We start from the raw sequence: 18,052 nt of genomic DNA on the forward strand, positions 1-18,052 counted from the left end.
CCGTCTCGCTCTCTTTCCAGCAGCCCTAGGATGTGGTTTGCTGGCTACAAAAGAGAAGCGGAAAGCTCACTAGGGAGGATACGAGGGCTGTGAACAGTTCCCCTTCTGCTGCGATCGATATTCACGATCTGCACGTCAGCTACGGTCGTCAGCGCGTGCTGCACGGGGTCGATCTTTCAGTGGCGCCGGGCGAGTTTATCGCCATTCTCGGGTCGTCCGGCTGCGGAAAGACGACGCTTCTTCGCACCGTGGCCGGGTTTCAGAAGGCTGCAGGCGGCGCCATTCGGCTGTTCGGGAGGGATGTCGTGAACATGCCTCCCGAGAAGCGGGGCATGGCCATGATGTTCCAGTCCTATGCCCTGTGGCCGCACATGACGGTGATGGGCAATGTCGGCTACGGCCTGCGCCTGAGAGGTGTTCCGAAGGACGAGATCCGGACCCGCGTCGCCAAGATCCTCAAGATGCTCAACCTGTCCGGGCTCGAGGACCGCAAGGTCACCAACCTGTCGGGCGGGCAGCGTCAGCGCGTGGCTCTCGGGCGCGCCCTCGCCATCGAGCCCGAAATCCTTCTCCTGGACGAGCCCCTGTCCAATCTGGACGCCAAGGTGCGCGTCCAGCTCCGCTCCGAACTCAAGTCCCTCCAGAATCAACTGGGCTTCACGGCCATTCATGTCACCCATGACCGGGAGGAGGCCATGACGATGGCGGACCGGATCGTGGTGATGGATGCCGGCCGCATTGCGCAGATGGGTTCGCCCAAGGAGGTTTTCGACCGTCCCAACTCGCCCTTCGTGGCGAGCTTCATGGGAGCGGAGAATACGATCGACCTCGACGTGAATCCGGTGAGCAAGGGTATCGAAGTCAAGGCCGACGGGGCCGCTGCAACCGCTTGGGACGGGCGGGCGCCTCTTGGCCGTGTGACCGCCTACTTCCGCGACGATGTCGCTTCGCTCGTCGATCCCAACGCCCGCATCGACGGGTCCATCGTCCTGCCCGGAACAATTACGCAGAGAACGTATCCGGGCGGACACTACAGGTATGTGGTGGCAATCGCCGACCGTCATTTTACCGTGACAGACGATGACTACCACGAGCTCGATCGCCCGGTAGGCCTGCGCCTGCCGCTGGCATCGTTGCACCTGTTCCCCACTGACCCCACCAAGGGAGGAAACCATGCGTAAAGGCTTATGGGCCGCCGGTTTTGCGGCGCTTCTGCTGACTACGTCCGCGAGCGCTCAGACCCTCAACGTCGCGACGGCAGGCGACCAGAACATGGTCGATTACATCAAGGACTATCTCGGACCGATGTTCGAGAAGAAGAACCCCGGCGTGAAGGTCGTTGCCGTCGGCACCGGACCTGGCGACGGCGGCTCGCAGAAGATCTACGAGAAGCTGGATGCGCAGAAGAAGGCGGGTGCCGCGTCCGACTTCGACGTGGTCGTCATTCACCAGAAGGCCGCAGGCACCATGGTGAAGGAGGACCTGCTCAAGAAGTATCGCGACACGCTCCCGACGGGGAAGATGGTGACGCGCGACACGGCCACGAACGCCCTCGGCACGGACGTCTCGGGCTACGTCATGCCCATGTTCCACTCGCAGACGGCGCTCGCCTACAATCCCGATCTCGTCAAGAACCCGCCGAGCAGCTACGCCGAGCTGCGCGATTGGGTGAAGCAGAACCCGCAGCAATTCGGCTATAACGGCATCAAGGGCGGCATGTCGGGCGTCGCCTTCGTGACCGGCTGGGTCTCGGCTTTCGGCGGCGATGCGGCGAAGCTCGAGAAGGGGCCCTACGATGCGGCCACCAAGGCCACCTGGGACAAGGCGCTGGCCGACCTGAAGGAGTTCAACAAGAACGTCGTCATCACGCCCGGCAACGCCGGAACTCTCGACATGCTCAACCGTGGCGAGATCGCCATGGGTCCCGTCTGGGTCGATATGTTCTACACCTGGAAGGCGGAGGGCAAGCTGCCGCCGAACACCCGCCTGAAGCTCATATCGCCGGGCATGCCGGGGCAGCCCATGTACTATGCCATTCCCGCCAAGACCGGGCAGGAGAAGCTTGCGGCCGATTTCATCGCTCTCGCGACGAGCCCGGAAGTGCAGGCCGAAGGCATCGTGAAGCGCTTCAACTGGTATCCGGGTATCGACGCGAAGAACCTCGAGGGCAAGCTCGACCAAGCCGCCTGGAACCAGCTCTTCGCGGATATCACCCCCGACGCTCTGGCCGCTAACGGGAAATCTTTCCCGATCGGGCCTTATTTCAACGACATTCTCGAAAGCTACGAGAAGAACGTCGCGAACTGAGGTTCGCGCCTTCACCTGATCACTGGCGGGCGGCCGGCATGTTCGGCTGCCCGCCACCTATCGCCCGGATCGAATGCCGGGCAGAGTTCCGGGTGCTTCCAGTCCATGGCGAGACCATCGTTCTTCGGCCTTCTGCTTATCGCGCCAGCCCTGGCGATGATCGGGGCGTTGTTCCTCTATCCTCTCGGCTATTCGCTCGCCGCGGCGTTCACGGAGCCGGGCAGCGGCTTGACGCTCATGCATTTCCGAAAGGCCTATGAGCTCTATTCCACCGATATTCTTTTCACGCTGTTCATCGTCATTACGTCGACGCTGCTGACCGGGCTGTTCGCGATCATCATCGCGGGGATCCTCACGCTCGGAGAGACGCCCTGGCTCGTAGGAGCATTGCGGCAACTCTATCGCTGGCCGCTCTTCATCCCGTTCATCGTTGCCGCACAATGCATGCGCACGTTTCTTGCCAAGAACGGGCTGATGAACAATTCGCTCGTGGCGCTCGGAGTGATGGAACCGTTGCAGGCGACCAGCTTTCTCGACTGGCGCGGCATCATCATCACCTTCGTGTGGAAACAGGTGCCGTTCGTGACGCTGATGCTCGCGGGTGCCATGGCCTCCATCGACCGAGCCACCATCGAGGCAGGGCGCAATCTCGGCGCATCACGCCTGCGGGTTCTCATCGAGATCGTACTGCCCCAGGTTTCGCAGACGCTCCTCGTCGGTCTGGTTCTTTCCTTCGTGACGATGCTCTCCGTCCTCTCGGTGCCGATGATGGTCGCGGGTTCCCAGCCGACCATGCTGACCGTGGACATGGCTTTCCGCATCAACTCCTACGGCGATTATGCGACGGCAAACGCACTCGGGGTCATCTCATACCTGATTGCCGGCACGGTCGCGTGGATCTACCTCCGGCACAACGTGAAGCGGGAGGTGCAGGCATGAGCGTTAAGTTGCGCTTGTCCTCCGTCGGGGCGGTGCCGGAGCCTCGGATTCTCGCTTCGGCAAACCGCTCTTTGTCCGTGCCGCGGGAGCCCGCTCCGTCTGCTGCGCGCGTCCGGTTCTGGGCCTTGGGCTCCACGCTGCTCAAGGTGTTCGGGCTTGCCGTCTTCGCATTCCTGCTGTTCGGGCCCCTGGCCAACCTGGCTCTCTGGTCGGTTGCCGAGCGCTGGTACGCCCCCTTCAAGCTGCCGGTCTCCTATGGCACACGGTATTGGGAGGTGGTCTTCCGTCCGACGGGTGACGCCATGTCGTCTCTCGTGACGAGCGTCAGCATCGCCTGTCTGACGGTGCTCGTGGCTCTCGCCGTTTCAGTTCCTGCGGGCTATGCGCTGGCGCGCCTCAAGCTGCCGTGGCGGACCGCGCTGATGATCCTGTTCCTGCTGCCGCAGGCTTTTCCCTCCGTGGCGATCTATATCAACGTCGCAAGGGTCTTCTACAGCATCGGGCTGACCGGAACGATCACGGGCGTCGTGCTCGTGCACGCTGCTCATGGTCTCGTCTATTCCGTGTGGATTGCAGCGGCCGCCTTCGCGGCGGTCGACAGGGACCTCGAACTGGCGGCCCGAAACATCGGGGCTTCGCCCCTGCGGACCTTCTTCACGGTCACGCTGCCGCTTGCTGCGCCCGGCATCATGGCGAGCGCCATCTTCGTCTTTCTGGAATCTCTCGACGAGTTCACCGGTACGTTCTTCGTCGGCGTGCCGCAGGTCACGACCCTTCCGCTTCTTCTCTATAATTCGAGCATGGGCGGAAACTATCAGATCGCATCTATCACCGCGCTCATCCTTCTCGTGCCGTCCATCCTGTTCATGATCATCATCGAACGGTTCCTGAAAGCCGAGGTCCTGAGCAAGGTGGGGCAGTAGGCGCTCCGGCGTGCAGGCCCATGGACTATCGGCCTGGGTGTGGCGCTTCAACCGGCAGTATCGTTTACAGGCCGTTTGTAACTGAGTTACATATGCCCCCGTCGTCTTGTGACGACGCAATCAAAGGGAAATGAACATGCTTAAGAAAGCAGTGTTGCAGGTCGCATTCGCCATGGCTCTGGCCGTTTCGTTTGCGTCATTCACCGCCAATCCGGCTCAGGCCTTCGATTTCGGCGTGATTCAGTCCGGTCGCTGATCCGCGACTCGTGAAAGCGACTGAAACGATCCTTCGTGAAGTCCATTTCACATTGAGAAGGGTACTCCGTCCGGACGGGCGGGGTACCTTTTGTCATTAGAGGGGATGCTGCCCTGCACGGGATGGGGAGGCATTTCTTCGTCCAGAGACGCGCAAATCAGCATCTAGTCCTAAAATTCGGGCTCTGCTGATCTTGCGTAACAGCCGGTTTGAGCGTTCAAGTGCCTTGCCCTTTCGGACCGAGCCTTCGAACGCCTCATGTCGCACTCCCTTCAGAGCAGACCTGCCGTCTCCCTCCATTCCGAGCACGGCAACTATGCCGAAATGTTCGAACTTGCTCCGGTTTCCCTCTGGTTGGAGGATTTCAGCGGGGTCAAACAACTGCTGGACGAATGGCGGCGAGCCGGCGTGACGGATCTGCGCGGGCACCTGAACGAGGATCCGCGACGGGTTCAGGCGAGTTCGGATCGGATCAGAGTCCTGCAGGTCAACCGGAAGACGCTTTCCCTTTTCGAGGCATCCGACCTGGCTCACCTGGTCGGAAATCTCGGCCTTATCTTCCGTAACGATATGCTCAAGACCCATATCAACGAGCTTCTGCAGTTGTGGGATGGCAGGACGGAGTTCTCTAGCCGTGCCGTCAACTACACCCTGTCGGGGCGTCGGCTGGATATCCAGCTCAAGGGCAGCGTCCTGCCGGGATATGAGGAGAACTGGGAGCGCGTTCTCATCGCCGTCGAGGACGTGACCGAACTGGAGGCGGCGCGGCGCCGGGCAGCGCTCAGCGAGGAATATGCCCGTGGCCTGTTCGAGCATTCGCCGGTCTCTCTCTGGGTCGAGGACTTCAGCAGCGTCAAGAGCCTTCTGGAAGAGGTGAGAGCAAGGGGGATTCACGATTTCCGCGTGTTTACCGACGTCCACCCCGAGTTCGTGGAGCGCTGCATGTCGGAAATTCGTGTGATCGACGTCAATCAGCACACGCTCGAACTCTTTGCTGCACCCGACAAGCCGACCCTGTTGCGTCGCCTCACGGAAGTCTTTCGAGACGACATGCGAGACAATTTCCGCGAGCAGCTGATCGACCTCTGGCAGGGCAAGATTTTCCAGCAGCGCGAAGTCGTCAACTACTCCCTCAGCGGGGACGAGCTGAACCTTCACCTGCAGTTCTCGGTGCTGCCCGGACACGAGCACGACTGGTCGCTGGTTCAGGTCGCCCTGACGGATATCACCGCCCGCAAGAAAGCCGAGGCTTACCTCGAATATCTCGGCAAGCACGATGTCCTCACGAAGCTCTACAACCGAACGTTCTACGCCGACGAGCTGAATCGTCTGGAGCGGAAAGGGCCTTTCCCGGTAACGATCGTCGTGGTCGATCTCAACGGTCTCAAGGCGGTGAACGATCAGTTGGGGCACGCCGCAGGCGACGCGTTGCTGCGCCGGGCCGGCGAGGTATTGAACGAGGCCGTCGACAAGCCGTGCTATGCCGCGCGGATCGGCGGCGACGAATTCGCCCTGCTCCTGCCGGCGACGGATGAGAGAGAGGGGGCGGCGGTGATGGAAAACATCGACAAGCTGGTCGAGATCAACAACCAGTTTTACTCCGGCATCTCCCTCAGCTTCTCCATGGGAGCGGCGACCAGCCAGCCGGGAGAAAGGTTGGAATCCGTCGTGAAGCGGGCCGACCTGCTGATGTACGAGGCGAAGCGCACCTATTATGCTGCATCGCCCGACCCTGTCATGAGAGCCTATTCGGGCGAGGGATCGTCCTGAGGCTGTCGCCTTCGGTCAGGACTGGTTTCCCGGTGGCCCCGAGCCGTTCCTGCCGGCTTCATCCTCCTGCCTCGAAGCCGTAATCGCCTGCGGCTTCTCAAGGTCGGCCAAGGGCACCCAGCCAATCCCGGTTCTGTTCTCAGGAACCAAGAAGACGAAACCATTGACGATTTTCTGAACCGTGCAGGCATAGGCCCGGCGATCTCCTTCCGGGCGGTAGATGATCGTGGTGCCGATCCGGATCTGCGTTTCCGTGTCCTGGGAAGGTGAGATGTCCTCAGCGGCCGCACTCGCAGGGGGAGCTTCTGGAGACATCGTTCCGGCTGCCGTGGCGCGAAACCGGTCGAGGGCCGCGATGGCGGCACGGGCACGGTCCCGATAGCGTTCATGGACAATTCTCAGAAGAGGGCCTGGCTCTCGTCCAGGATACCAAGCAGTGCCTCCCAATTTTGCAAGTTCTTCTGCGACGACGTCTACCTCCGCTTCATTCATGAAGAGCGTTCCTCCAGCGAATTATGCGCCTGTAGCTTCATGAAGCTCATTGTTGCCGGCTTCACTGACAAGAATAATACGGAAGTAAATAGAGCTCCACATAAAGTCCGCTAGTCATTCAGAGGTGGGATAGCAAAAAGGGTGAATGGTAAATACGAAACGTCCCACAGAACGACGTAATTGAAATGTTGCATCGTTTATTTACTGTCGATTTCCCGCCGATGGCTAGGTGCAGGCTGAGACAAGAGGTACCGACCGCAGGAATGGTGCCAATGGTTTCGAGCGCCGATCAGTTCCGCTAGAGTGCGCTGCATCCATGGAGTGAGTCCGTCATATCCAGGGACCCAACAGGACAAGAGATACCATGCTTGGCAGACGTCCTTTCCAGGAAGCAGCCATTCCGTTGGTCTGTGTGCTTCTCGCCGCCTTTTTCGTCGTCTTCCAGTTCCTGGCGACGCCCACGGCATTGGGGAGCATCAGGTTCCTCGCCGCGGCGGAGACGGGAAGCCCCCGGACGACGCTGGAGGGGTTCAGAGCCAATATGGCGCGAGCCTCGGCGCTTCTGATGGAGGCCTACCGGCAGAACAAGACGGAGCCGGGACTACGGTCGAGCGATGCCGTCGAAGAGAAGGTCAAGGAGGCCGAGGGCCTGTTGGCCCAAGCGGCACGCGCGCTCGATCTGCGGGACATCCCACCGGTCGAACTCGATCACCGGCGCCTCGAAGCACCGCTGCTGCTGAAGGAGATCCTCGATCGGCTGCCTCTTCCTGACCCGGGCACGATCCCAGGGGATGCGGATGTCGCGAAGCAGCCCGTGCCCAGCTGGAACGTGCCCGGAACCGAAATCAGGATCGTGCGCGTCACCGATGGCGCCCGGTCCGGGGAGTACCTGTTCTCCCGCGAGACGGTTCAGCAGCTCGAAGCCTTCTACAAGGCCATTCGCGACGAGCCGAACCTGAGCGGATCGGGCGAGGACCTCTACGATTTCTACAGCCAGTCTCCCGGCTATCTCCTCCCGCCGAAGTGGTTCGGGCTCATCGAGGCACTGCCGCGGTCATTCCGGACGGAGATCCAAGGGCAGGCGGTCTGGCAGTGGATTGGGTTCGCCCTCGTCCTCGGCTTGGCCGTCATGGGCATCCTCGGAGTGAGACGATTGAGCCGTTCGGGCCAGAAAGCGGCTGACGCGGCCATTTCCCTGCCGGCGAGCATCGTCATGCCTGCCTCCGTCGCAGTGGCGGCGCTCTTCGTGTCCTACATGGCCGACTTCCAGGTCAACCTGACCGGCAGAGTGAACGACATCGTCGACCAGATCGCAGAAGCTGTCGCGTATCTCTCGATCATGTGGGGCATTCTCAAGTTCTCGAACGCCCTCGCCGGACAGCTCACCTTTTCCCGGTCCGAGAGCATCGATGCTCACCTTGCCCGCGCCGCCGTGCGCATCGGAGGCATTGCCGTCGCCTTGGGGCTTCTCGTCTATGGCGCGTCCTATCTCGGCATTCCTCTGGCGGGCCTCCTCGCGGGTCTGGGCGTCGGCGGTCTGGCCGTCGCCTTGGCGGCCAAGCCCACCCTGGAGAACTTCATCGGCGGCCTGATCCTTTATGCGGACCGGCCGGTTCGGGTGGGCGATCTGTGCCGGTTCGGAAACCTGGAGGGAAGGGTGCAGGAAATCGGCATCCGCTCCACCAGGATTCGAGGGCTCGACCGCTCCCTGATCACGATCCCGAACGCCACGTTCGTGAACATGAACATCATCAACCTGACCAATCGCGATCGGATGCCCTATACCCGCACGATTTCGCTCCAGGTGACCGACAGCATTGCCATCCGCCAGGAGATTGCAGCGCTCACCGCGCTCGTCGCCGAACATCCGAAGATCGAGAACGGTTCGGTTCGCGTGCGTCTTCGGGAGGGGCAGGAGGAGAAGCCTAAGGCGGAGATCCAGGCGCTCATCCTGACCTCCAAGTGGGAAGACTTCCTCGAAATCCAGCAGGAGATCGACCTCATGCTGCGGGACCGGGTGCTGGTGACGAACAAGGCCACCACCGAGGGCACCCCGGTCTACGACAACGTCTACCCGCTCAAGGAGGCGGAGGAGGGCTAGTCGATCCCGGTGATTTCGGCCTCGCCGTGCGCGACCGCAATCACGTCGCCGACCTGCTTGCCCATGAGCGCCTGGGCAAGCGGCGAGGCATAGGAGATGCTCCCCGACGACGGATCCGCCTCGTCCTCGCCGACGATGTGGTAGGTTTGGGTCCGGCCGTCGCTGCGCTCGAAAGTCACGCGCGAGCCGAAGCGGACCTGACTGTTGTCGGACGGAGGCGGCACGACCTCCGCCGTGGACCTGCGGTGTGACCAATAGCGGAGATCGCGGGAGAGACGGGCTGTCTCCGCCTTGTCGTCGGACGCCCGTGCATCGGCGAGACGCCGTTCGAGCGTCGCGATCTCCTCGTCCATCCGGGCAAGGCCGGTGGGCGTAACGAGGTTGGCATGAGGACTGATGGGGCGGTCAGGCAGGTCCTCGTAGGCCTCTCCGCCCTCGACTTCCCGAACAAAGGCACGGCTCATGGGGCATCCCTCCGCTCTCGAAGGAAAACGGCGTTGTGGGCGCTTGGGTTCGATCAGGCCTGAGATGAGCGCCCCTGACGCAGGCGCCCCACAATTCCGCCGGGGAATGCATAGACGCTGACGATGAACAGCGCGCCGAGCCACAGCAGCCAGCGGTCCGGGTGGATCAGGTTCGGCAGAACCGGAATTCCGGAAAGGGCCGTGCTTCCCGCCTCCATCAGGACCTGCAGATAGCTCTGAGCCAGCACGAACAGGGTCGCTCCTATGACCGCGCCGTACATGGTTCCCATGCCGCCGATGACCACCATGAGAAGAATGTCGATCATGATGGAGAAGGACAGGGTCGTGTCCGGTCCGTTGTAGCGCAGCCAGAGCGCCATCAGGGCGCCGGCGACGGTGGCGGCAAGGGCCGAGATGACGGAGGCGGCCGTGCGGTAGGCAACCACCCGGTAGCCCAGAGCCTCGGCCCGGAACTCGTTCTCGCGGATTGCCTGCAGAACGCGTCCGAAGGGCGAGTTCACGATGCGCAGGAGAAGCAGGAAGGTCCCGAGCGCGACGAAGAAGAGCAGGTAATAGGCCAGGATGCGACCGTTCACGACGGTGCCGAGAAGCGGCTCGGACAGGAGCCGGAAGGCGGGGCGCAGGGCATGAGGCAGCTGGAACGACAGGCCGTCCTCGCCGCCGGTGATGTCGGAAAGCTGGGAAGCGAGCACCGCGACGGCGGAGGCGACGGCCAGGGTGATCATCGAGAAGAAAATGGCGCGCACCCGCAGGGAGAGCAGGCCGATGGCGACAGCGAGAACCGCCGACAAACCCAAGGCGGCTGCAAGGCCGAGCCCGACGGAGGTCCAGGTTGCCCCGAGCCGTTCCAGCGCAATGGCGACGCCGTAGCCGCCGATGCCGAAGAACATCGTGTGGGCGAAGGAGACGATGCCGGAATAGCCGAGCAGCAGGTCGTAGCTCGCCACCAGCACGATGAAGACGCAGATCTTCGCCGCCGTGCTGATGGGCTGGCTGCCCGAGAACAGGAAGGGTGTCGTGGCCAGCACGAACAGGATGGCGAGGAGGATGAAGGACAGAACCTTCGAGCGCGGAAGATCCGAGGACAGGATCGTCTGCAGCGCGCCCTTGCGAGGCGTCGTTTCGTCGAAGGGCAGGCCTGTCGGGGCGGAGGTCGCGGTCATCGGCGTGCTACCGGAAAGAGGCCCTGCGGTCGCCAGATCAGGACCAGGGCCATCACGAGAATGTTGGAAATCAGCGCCAGTTTCGGCGCCAGGAAGCCGACGTAATTCGCCACCAGAGCCACGAGGATGGAGCCGACGAAGCAGCCGCCGGCCGACCCGAGGCCTCCGATGATGATGACGATGAACACCAGGACCATCACCTCCATGCCCATGCCGGCGGTGAGGGTCTGCCGGTAGAAGCCCCACATGACCCCGCCGAGGCCGGCGAGGGCGGAGCCCGCCACGAACACGCTGACGAAGAGGCGCCGGATACGATAGCCGAGAGCCTCGACCATTTCCGGGTTCTCGACGCCGGCGCGGATCAGGAGACCGATCCGCGTGCGGTTGAGGATGAGCTGCATGGCGACGAAGACCGCAAGGCCGACCGCCACCGCGAAAACCCGGTAACGCTCCATCACGATATCGCCGAGGATGAAGGCGCCGCGCAGGGTTTCGGGCAGAGGGATCGGGATCGGCGACGCGCCCCAGATCGCATGGATCGCCTGCTCCGCGACGATCAGCCCGCCCATGGTGACCAGGATCTGCTTGAGATGGCTGCCATAGACCGGACGCACGATCACGCGCTCGAAGACCGCTCCGACAATCCCGGTCACCGCCATGGCGGCCAGGATGCAGAGCATGAGGAGGGCCAGATTGAGCCAGACCGATTCCGCCTGCGCCCACCCGGCGAGGGGGCCGAGCACGAGAAGGGTCGCGTAGGCTCCGAGCGAGATGAAGACCCCATGGCCGAAATTGATGATGTCCATGAGGCCGAACACGAGGGTGAGGCCCGATGCCATGAGAAAGATCATCATGCCCATGGCCAGGCCGGCGACGGTCAGCGTCACCCAGGACGACGGCTCGCCGACGAAGGGAAGGGCGGCGAGCGCCAGCGCGGGGACGATGGCCAGGGGGAGCCAGTCGGTCTTCGTGCGCGGAAGTTCGGCGACGGCTGAAGGATCGGTGGCGAGATCGCTCATTGATGCGCGTCCAGGGAAAGGCCGAGAAGGCGCTGCTGCAGGTTCGGGTCCGCCACGAGGTCGCTCATGGCGCCGGAATGCACGATGCGGCCGTCGTCCATGACCAGCACGTCGTCGCCGAGGGCCGAGGCGGCATAGAAGTTCTGTTCGACGAGAAGGATCGTCTCGCCGGCGGCTTTCAGGGCCTTGAAGGCCTCGATCATGCTGCGCACCATCACCGGGGCGAGGCCCTTGGTCGGCTCGTCGACCAGGAGGAGCCGGCGCGGCTCCGCGATGGCCCTGGCGATGGCGAGCATCTGCTTCTGTCCGCCGGAGAGGTTGCCGGCAGGCAGGTTCCAGAACCGCTTGAGGGCGGGAAAAAGACCCAGCATCCAATCGAGCCGTGCGCTGTCGACAGGTCCGCTGCGGGCTGCGAGCACGATGTTTTCGCGGACCGTCAGATCCGTGAAGATCGCCATCGATTCGGGCACATAGGCGATGCCCGCCCGCGCGATGTCGGGGGTGGCGGTCGCGGTGATGTCGCGACCGTCGAAGCGGATGCGCCCCGAGGAGGCCTGCCACAACCCCATGATCGTGCGCAGCGTGGTGGTCTTGCCGGCGCCATTGCGGCCGAGCAGCATCGTCAGGCTGCCCGCGGGAACGGCGAAATCCACTCCATGAAGAATGTGATAGGGCCCGATATGGGTCTGTACGGCTTCGAGCTGAAGCAGGGGCTCACGCACGGGTCGCCTCCAGTCCGAGATAGGCTTCCTGCACCACGGGGGAGGCGATCACCTCGGCGGGGTCGCCGTCGGCGACAAGGCTACCGTTGTGCAGCACCACGATGCGATCGGCGAGCGAGCGCACCACGTCCATCTTGTGCTCGACGAGGAGAACCGTGGCATCGCCGCGCCGTTTGATGTCCTGGATGAGTTCGAGCACTGTCGGCACCTCGTCCACGCTCATGCCCGCGGTGGGCTCGTCGAACATGAAGACCTTCGGCTCCATGGCGATGAGCAGAGCCACTTCCAGCTTGCGCTGGTCGCCGTGCGAGAGGGCCTTGGGCGCCACGTGGCGCTTGTCCGACAGGCGCACGCGCTCGAGCACGGCTTCCGCCTTTTCGATGAGGTCGCGGCGGTCGTTCCAGATCTTGAACAGGGACCAGCCCGCATCCGCCCGGCTTTGAACCGCCAGACGGACGTTTTCGAGAGCCGTCAGCTGCGGGAAGAGGTTCGTGAGCTGGAAGGCCCGTCCGAGACCGCGCCTGGTCCGGGCCGAAGGGGACAGGGTGGTGATGTCCTGCCCGCCGACGAGAACCTGCCCCGCGGAGGCGCGAAGCTGGCCCGAGACGAGATTGAAATAGGTGGTCTTGCCGGCGCCGTTGGGCCCGACGATGGCCGTCAGCGTGCCGGGCGTGAACCGGCACGAGACGTCGTTCACGGCGACATGGCCGCCGAAACGAATGGTAAGCCCGCGCGTTTCCAGCGCGGGCGTTGTCGTCGACATGTGCACGGTCGGATCAGCGCTTGTTCCGGACCGGGATGGGCATCTGGTCGGCCGGAATGGTGTTGACGAGATCGAGCAGGTCGTTCGCGTCCTTGCCGTCACCCTTGACCTTGAAGTGGTACATGGGCTGCAGGGCCTGATGGTCTTCCTTGCGGAAGGTCATGGTGCCCTTGGGCGTCTCGAAGCTCATGCCCTCCATAGCGGCGATCAGCTTCTCGGTATCCGTGCCGCCTGCCTTCTCGATGGCGGTCAGGGCGGCGGAAGCCGCGGCGAACCCGCCGGCGGTGAAGAAGTCGGGCGGCGAGCCGTAGCGCTTCTGGTGCTCGGCCACGAGCCAGTCGTTCATCGGGTTCTTGGGGAAGGCATGGTAGTAGTAGATCGCACCTTCCATGCCGGGGTAGTTCTTGTAGATCTGCATCGCCGGCAGAATGTTGCCGCCCGGGGCGATTTCGATGCCGAAGCGCTCCGGCTTCAGATCGGCAATCTTGGGCAGGGGGTGCTGGCCGGCCCAGATGATGTTGATGATCTTCTTGCCCGGCTTGTCCTTCAGAGCGTCGAAGATGCGCTGGGCCGAGGCGGTGAAGTCGGTGGCGTTCTGCGGGGTGTATTCCTCGAACACGACCTTCGCGTTCGGGCGGATCTTGGCGAGCGCGTCCTTGAGAGCGGCAACGCCGTCCCGGCCGAAGGCATAGTCCTGGGCGAGCGTGGCGATGGAAACCTCACCCTCCGACGGAATGGCGGCGGCGGCGCCGTAGGCGTCCTGGGTCGAGTTGCGGGAGGTGCGGAAGATGTAGCGGTTCCACTTGTCGCCGGTGATCGCATCCGCCACGGCGGGCTCCACGATCAGGACCTTCTCGTTCTCCTCTGCCACGGGCAGCATGGCGAGCGCGGCCGCCGAGGAGGTGGTGCCCACGGCGAGGTCCACGTTGTCGTCGTTATAGGCCTGTTCCAGCAAGGTCTTCGCAAGATCGGCCTTGAGCTGGTCGTCCTTCACGATGACGTCGATCTTGCGACCGTTCACCATCATCGTGCCCTTGGTGAGGTATTCCAGCCCCATCATGAAACCGGCCTCGGTCTGCTTGGCGTAGGCCTCGAGCGGCCCGGTCTTGCCCGCGATCAGGGCGATCTTGATATCCTGGGCAAAGGCGGTCGAGGTGAGGAAAAGCGCTGCCGTAGCGGCAGCGAACGTGAACTTCAGGCGCATCGGACTCCCCAATTTTTATAACATCATTCACGCTTCCGCCCGAGCGCGTGTCAAGGACGGCTCTTGGACCATCTGTGGAGGGAAACTACGCCTCCGGCAGGATCGGCCGATTGATGTCCTTCTCCCGCCGGGCGGCTTCCCTTTCCAGGATCAGGAGGGCGAGACCTGCCGCGCAGATCACGCCAGCCCCTACCAGGGTCCACACCTGAACGACGTCTCCGAAAAAGATGTAGCCGAGCACGATGGCCCAGACGATCAGCGTGTACTGATAGGGCGCAACGATGGAGGCCGGTGCGATCTTGAGCGAACGGTTGACGCAGGCATGGCCCCCCATGGACACGATGCCGAGCAGGAACAGGGCGGCGAGATCCAGCGGTCCGGGCGTCACCCAGGCGAAGGGGGCTGCCACGATGCCGAAGATCAGGGCGCCGAGGACCTGCCCGAGGACCAGCGTTGCGTCGGGCGTTTCCCGCAGCTTCCGCGTCGTGATCATGAGAAGCGCGTAGAAAATGCTCCCCGACAGGGCGATCAGGGCGGGCAGGCTCAGGGTTGCGGGTGAGGGGCGCAGGGCGATCAGGACGCCGACGAAGCCGACGCCGATGGCGGCGATCCGCTGCGCGTCCAGCTTCTCGCCCAGCCAGAAGACGGCGAATGCGGCCACGTAGATCGGCCCGGCGAGGTAGTAGGTCATCACATCCGCCAGGGGCAGATAGGTCACGGCCCAATAGAAGCAGGCGACTTCGAGGGTCGAGAGCGTGATCCGCAGGACGTGAAGGCCGGGCTGGGGCGGAATGGCGAGCGGCACCCTCTGCCTGCGCATGAGGGGCAGGAGAACCGCCAGGGCCGCCACGCTGCGCAGGAGCAGGATCTGTCCGACCGAGTAGGTGGAGACGAGCCATTTCCCCATCACGTCGTTCATGGCGAACAGGAAGACGCCGAGGAGCATCAAGGCGATGCCGATGGGGACGCCCGAGCGGATCGTGGATGAGGAGGGGAGGGACATGGACAATCCGGAAACGACGCGTCGAGCGCGGAACATCCATGGTTGATCCGCCGCAAATTGACAAGCGCCGACGAAAAACGGCGCTTGGCGCGCGATTAGAAGGTCTTGGCGCCGTTCACGGGCAGCATGATCGCGTAGAGCGACGTGGTGGCGCAGATGTAAAGCCGATTGCGCTTGAGGCCGCCGAACACCACGTTCGCGACGGTTTCAGGCACGAGGATTTTGCCGATCAGGGTCCCGTCCCTGTCGTAGCAATGGACCCCATCGCCCGCGCTGGCCCAGATTCGCCCCGCATCGTCGAGGCGGAACCCGTCGAAAAGGCCGTTCGTGCAGATGGCGAAGACGTCGCCGCCCCTCAGGCGCCCGCCCTCGCTCACATCGAAAACCCGGATATGGCGTGGACCGTCCGCCGCATGGGTCGCGCCCGTATCGGCAACATAGAGGCGGCTCTCGTCCGGCGAGAATGCCAACCCGTTCGGTCGCACGAAGTCGTCGGCGACCACGGTGACGTCGCCGCTCTGCGGATCGATGCGGTAGACGTGGCAGGCGCCGATCTCGCTGTCCGCCTTGTGCCCCTCGTAGTCGGAATCGATCCCATAGGCCGGATCGGTGAACCAGATCGAGCCGTCCGACTTCACCACCACGTCGTTCGGGCTGTTGAGGCGGCGCCCCTGATAATGGCTGGCGAGCACCGTGATCGAGCCGTCATGCTCGGTGCGGGTCACCTGGCGGGTGCCGTGCTCGCACGTGACGAGGCGGCCTTGCCGGTCGACCGTGTTGCCGTTGGAGTAGCCCGACGGTGCGCGGAATATGCCGACCGCGTCCGAGGTCTCGTCGTAGCGCATCATCCGGTCGTTGGGCACGTCGCTCCAGACCAGGTAGCGCCCTGCCGGAAAATAGGCGGGCCCTTCCGCCCAGCGGCACCCTTCCGCCAGCTTTTCGAGCCGTGCGGTCGGGATGACGAGAGGGCGGAAACGCTCGTCCAGGATAACGGCGACGTCCCTGATCATCGCAGGCCCCGGTCAGTGCGCCATCAGGACCGGAATGGTCGTGTTGTTGAGGATGTGGCTGGTCGCGCCGCCGAAGAACATCTGCCGGAGGCGGCTTTGGGTATAGGCGCCCTTCACCAGCAGGTCGCAGCCGAGAGAAGCCGCTTCCGTGAGGATCGTCTCGCCGGGCTTGTTGTTCGGATCGGGGGCGGTTATGGCTTCCGCCTGAAGGCCGCGCATTCGCAGGGAGCGCACCAGTTCGGCCGCGGAGGGGCCGGGAACCCCCCAATCCTCGAGCTCGAGGACGACGATGCGGCGGGCTTTCTCCAGGAGCGGCATCGACCCGAGCACGGCGCGGGCCGTTTCGGTGCTCCGGTTCCATGCGATCACGACCGTTTCGCCAAGGGATTGCGGAACGGTCGGAGGCGCGATGAGCACGGGATGTCCCGTCTCGAACAGGGCGGCCTCGACGGTCGAAAGGCGCGTCTGGCCGTTCGAGCCGTCGGGGCGGCCGACGACGGTGACGTCGAAGACCCGGCCATAGGCGCCGAGGAAGGCGTCTTCCATCAGGCCGTCCTGCCGCCAGGAAAAGCCGAGGCCGGCCAGGCCCGCCGCCGCGCGCTGAACCTGCTTCCTCACCATGAAGGCTTCGAAGCGCTCGCGGCACGCCCGCGCCATTTCGAGGCGGTTCTCCGGAGTGATGGGCGAGGGCACGCCGATCGCGATGTCGACCGGCAGCACGACGGGATAGTCGGGCGTGATGGCAAGCCCTTCGATGTAGCTGTCGAACAACCGGCCCATGAGAAGGGCGGTTTCCAGGATCGGCTCGACCACGCCGTGGTCTTCAATGGGAACGAGAATGCTTTTCATGCGAGTATTGTCGCGCTCAATCCACCCGTCGGCAAGCCCATACGGCCAAGGTTGTGGATTGGGTCCCGGGGTCCGCGGAAACGGGTCAGGTGACCGTGAAGTCGCTGGGATTCCATGAAACCGTTGGATATTGCGGATTCATGCCTTCGAGAGTGGCCTTCACGATAGTGGCGATGGCGGCGTTGCGCACCCATTTCCGGTCTGCCGGGACCACGTGCCAAGGCGCCCAGGGCGTCGAGCACCGGTTGAGCATCGTCTCGTAGGCATCCTGGAAGTCGTCCCAGTGTTCCCGGTCGTCGAGATCGCCCGGGCTGAACTTCCAGTGCTTCTTCGGGTTGTCGAGGCGCTCCTGCAGCCGTTCCGCCTGCTCCTTCTTGGAAATGTGGAGCATGAATTTGAGGATGACGGTGCCGTTTTCGACCAGCATCTTCTCGAAATTGTTGATCTGGTCGTAGCGCTGTTCGATCGTTTCCTTCGGGGCAAAGCCTCGCACCCTCGCGATCAGCACTTCCTCGTAATGCGAGCGGTTGAAGATGCCGATGGTGCCGCGCCTCGGAACGGCCGCGTGGACGCGCCAGAGGTAATCGTGCGCCCGCTCGATCTCCGACGGCGGCCTGAAGGCCGTGACGGAAACGCCGAGAGGCCCCGTCGCATTGAAGACGCCGCGAATGGTGCCGTCCTTGCCCGACGTGTCCGTTCCCTGGAGAATGACGAGGAGCGCACGCTGCCCCTCCGCGTAGAGACGATCCTGGAGCGCGTCGATCTCCCGCGCCAGCATCTCCGTTGCGGCCTTCGTCTCCTTGTCGTCTCCGAACCCGCACTTGTCGCGAGGGTCCCGCTGTTTCAGATCGACAGGCGTGCCGGGCTTCACCAGAAGCTTCTCGATCAGTTCCTGCGGTTGGTCCAGCATTCCTGCCCTCCTGACGTGCGACAAGACGATAGAGCGGGGCGATGCGAAAGGAAGGTCTGGATGGCGCCCGGACCCATCTTTACTCGTCGTCCGCCCAACCTTACCAAGAGACATCGCCACGAGACCGGAAGGCAAA

Annotated in this window: 17 protein-coding genes; 6 read left to right on the forward strand and 11 right to left on the reverse strand. The window is 63.3% G+C overall.

What is annotated here, in order from left to right:
* The first annotated feature begins 89 nt into the window (after positions 1–89).
* From ACFOYU_RS24065 to ACFOYU_RS24085, 5 genes are all read left to right on the forward strand, one after another.
* The gene (locus ACFOYU_RS24065; protein ID WP_377035510.1) at positions 90–1,181 is read left to right on the forward strand and encodes an ABC transporter ATP-binding protein; all 1,092 of its coding nucleotides are present in this window, start codon (positions 90–92) and stop codon (positions 1,179–1,181) included.
* The gene (locus ACFOYU_RS24070; protein WP_377035511.1) at positions 1,174–2,307 is read left to right on the forward strand and encodes an extracellular solute-binding protein; all 1,134 of its coding nucleotides are present in this window, start codon (positions 1,174–1,176) and stop codon (positions 2,305–2,307) included. Before ACFOYU_RS24065 ends, ACFOYU_RS24070 begins: the two co-directional genes overlap by 8 nt.
* Positions 2,308–2,412: 105 nt before the next feature.
* Entirely contained in the window at positions 2,413–3,246 is an 834-nt protein-coding gene (locus tag ACFOYU_RS24075) for an ABC transporter permease (protein ID WP_226741539.1), read from the forward strand.
* Positions 3,243–4,169 carry an ABC transporter permease gene (locus tag ACFOYU_RS24080; protein ID WP_377035512.1) on the forward strand — a complete coding sequence of 309 codons (927 nt, stop codon included), beginning with the start codon at positions 3,243–3,245 and terminating at the stop codon, positions 4,167–4,169. Before ACFOYU_RS24075 ends, ACFOYU_RS24080 begins: the two co-directional genes overlap by 4 nt.
* Before the next feature lie 514 nt (positions 4,170–4,683).
* Complete coding sequence (locus tag ACFOYU_RS24085) at positions 4,684–6,195, forward strand: diguanylate cyclase domain-containing protein (protein ID WP_377035513.1); 1,512 nt, start codon at positions 4,684–4,686, stop codon at positions 6,193–6,195.
* A gap of 15 nt (positions 6,196–6,210) precedes the next feature.
* On the opposite strand, the gene ACFOYU_RS24090 is transcribed toward ACFOYU_RS24085, so the two are convergent.
* The gene (locus ACFOYU_RS24090; RefSeq protein ID WP_377035514.1) at positions 6,211–6,510 is read right to left on the reverse strand and encodes a hypothetical protein; all 300 of its coding nucleotides are present in this window, start codon (positions 6,508–6,510) and stop codon (positions 6,211–6,213) included.
* Positions 6,511–7,051: 541 nt separating this feature from the next.
* Here ACFOYU_RS24090 and ACFOYU_RS24095 point away from each other — a divergent pair.
* On the forward strand, positions 7,052–8,788 hold the full coding sequence (locus ACFOYU_RS24095) for a mechanosensitive ion channel family protein (RefSeq protein WP_377035515.1): 1,737 nt from the start codon (positions 7,052–7,054) through the stop codon (positions 8,786–8,788).
* On the opposite strand, the gene greA is transcribed toward ACFOYU_RS24095, so the two are convergent.
* The 10 genes from greA to ACFOYU_RS24145 all read right to left on the reverse strand — a co-directional run bounded on the left by greA (position 8,785) and on the right by ACFOYU_RS24145 (position 17,916).
* Positions 8,785–9,252, reverse strand: a complete 468-nt coding sequence (gene greA, locus ACFOYU_RS24100) for a transcription elongation factor GreA (RefSeq protein WP_377035516.1) — start codon at positions 9,250–9,252, stop codon at positions 8,785–8,787. The two genes, ACFOYU_RS24095 and greA, sit on opposite strands and share 4 nt — an antisense overlap.
* A gap of 53 nt (positions 9,253–9,305) precedes the next feature.
* Positions 9,306–10,436, reverse strand: coding sequence for a branched-chain amino acid ABC transporter permease (locus tag ACFOYU_RS24105; RefSeq protein WP_377035517.1), 1,131 nt, complete (start codon positions 10,434–10,436; stop codon positions 9,306–9,308).
* Positions 10,433–11,455 carry a branched-chain amino acid ABC transporter permease gene (locus ACFOYU_RS24110; protein WP_377035518.1) on the reverse strand — a complete coding sequence of 341 codons (1,023 nt, stop codon included), beginning with the start codon at positions 11,453–11,455 and terminating at the stop codon, positions 10,433–10,435. The genes ACFOYU_RS24105 and ACFOYU_RS24110 overlap by 4 nt, the downstream gene beginning before the upstream one ends.
* Positions 11,452–12,177, reverse strand: coding sequence for an ABC transporter ATP-binding protein (locus ACFOYU_RS24115; protein WP_377035519.1), 726 nt, complete (start codon positions 12,175–12,177; stop codon positions 11,452–11,454). The genes ACFOYU_RS24110 and ACFOYU_RS24115 overlap by 4 nt, the downstream gene beginning before the upstream one ends.
* Positions 12,170–12,940 carry an ABC transporter ATP-binding protein gene (locus tag ACFOYU_RS24120; protein WP_377035520.1) on the reverse strand — a complete coding sequence of 257 codons (771 nt, stop codon included), beginning with the start codon at positions 12,938–12,940 and terminating at the stop codon, positions 12,170–12,172. The genes ACFOYU_RS24115 and ACFOYU_RS24120 overlap by 8 nt, the downstream gene beginning before the upstream one ends.
* A 13-nt stretch (positions 12,941–12,953) precedes the next feature.
* Positions 12,954–14,144 (reverse strand): substrate-binding domain-containing protein, encoded by a 1,191-nt coding sequence (locus tag ACFOYU_RS24125; RefSeq protein WP_377035521.1) that lies wholly within the window; start codon positions 14,142–14,144, stop codon positions 12,954–12,956.
* A gap of 85 nt (positions 14,145–14,229) precedes the next feature.
* Complete coding sequence (locus tag ACFOYU_RS24130) at positions 14,230–15,147, reverse strand: DMT family transporter (RefSeq protein ID WP_226741550.1); 918 nt, start codon at positions 15,145–15,147, stop codon at positions 14,230–14,232.
* A 95-nt stretch (positions 15,148–15,242) separates the two neighbouring features.
* Positions 15,243–16,157, reverse strand: a complete 915-nt coding sequence (locus ACFOYU_RS24135) for an SMP-30/gluconolactonase/LRE family protein (RefSeq protein WP_377035522.1) — start codon at positions 16,155–16,157, stop codon at positions 15,243–15,245.
* Between the two features lie 12 nt (positions 16,158–16,169).
* The gene (locus tag ACFOYU_RS24140; RefSeq protein ID WP_377035523.1) at positions 16,170–17,006 is read right to left on the reverse strand and encodes a universal stress protein; all 837 of its coding nucleotides are present in this window, start codon (positions 17,004–17,006) and stop codon (positions 16,170–16,172) included.
* Between the two features lie 85 nt (positions 17,007–17,091).
* Positions 17,092–17,916 (reverse strand): polyphosphate kinase 2 family protein, encoded by an 825-nt coding sequence (locus tag ACFOYU_RS24145; RefSeq protein WP_377035524.1) that lies wholly within the window; start codon positions 17,914–17,916, stop codon positions 17,092–17,094.
* Positions 17,917–18,052 lie beyond the last annotated feature (136 nt).

Origin of the sequence: Microvirga sp. GCM10011540, from assembly GCF_042650665.1 — a bacterium.
Lineage (GTDB): Bacteria > Pseudomonadota > Alphaproteobacteria > Rhizobiales > Beijerinckiaceae > Microvirga > Microvirga lenta.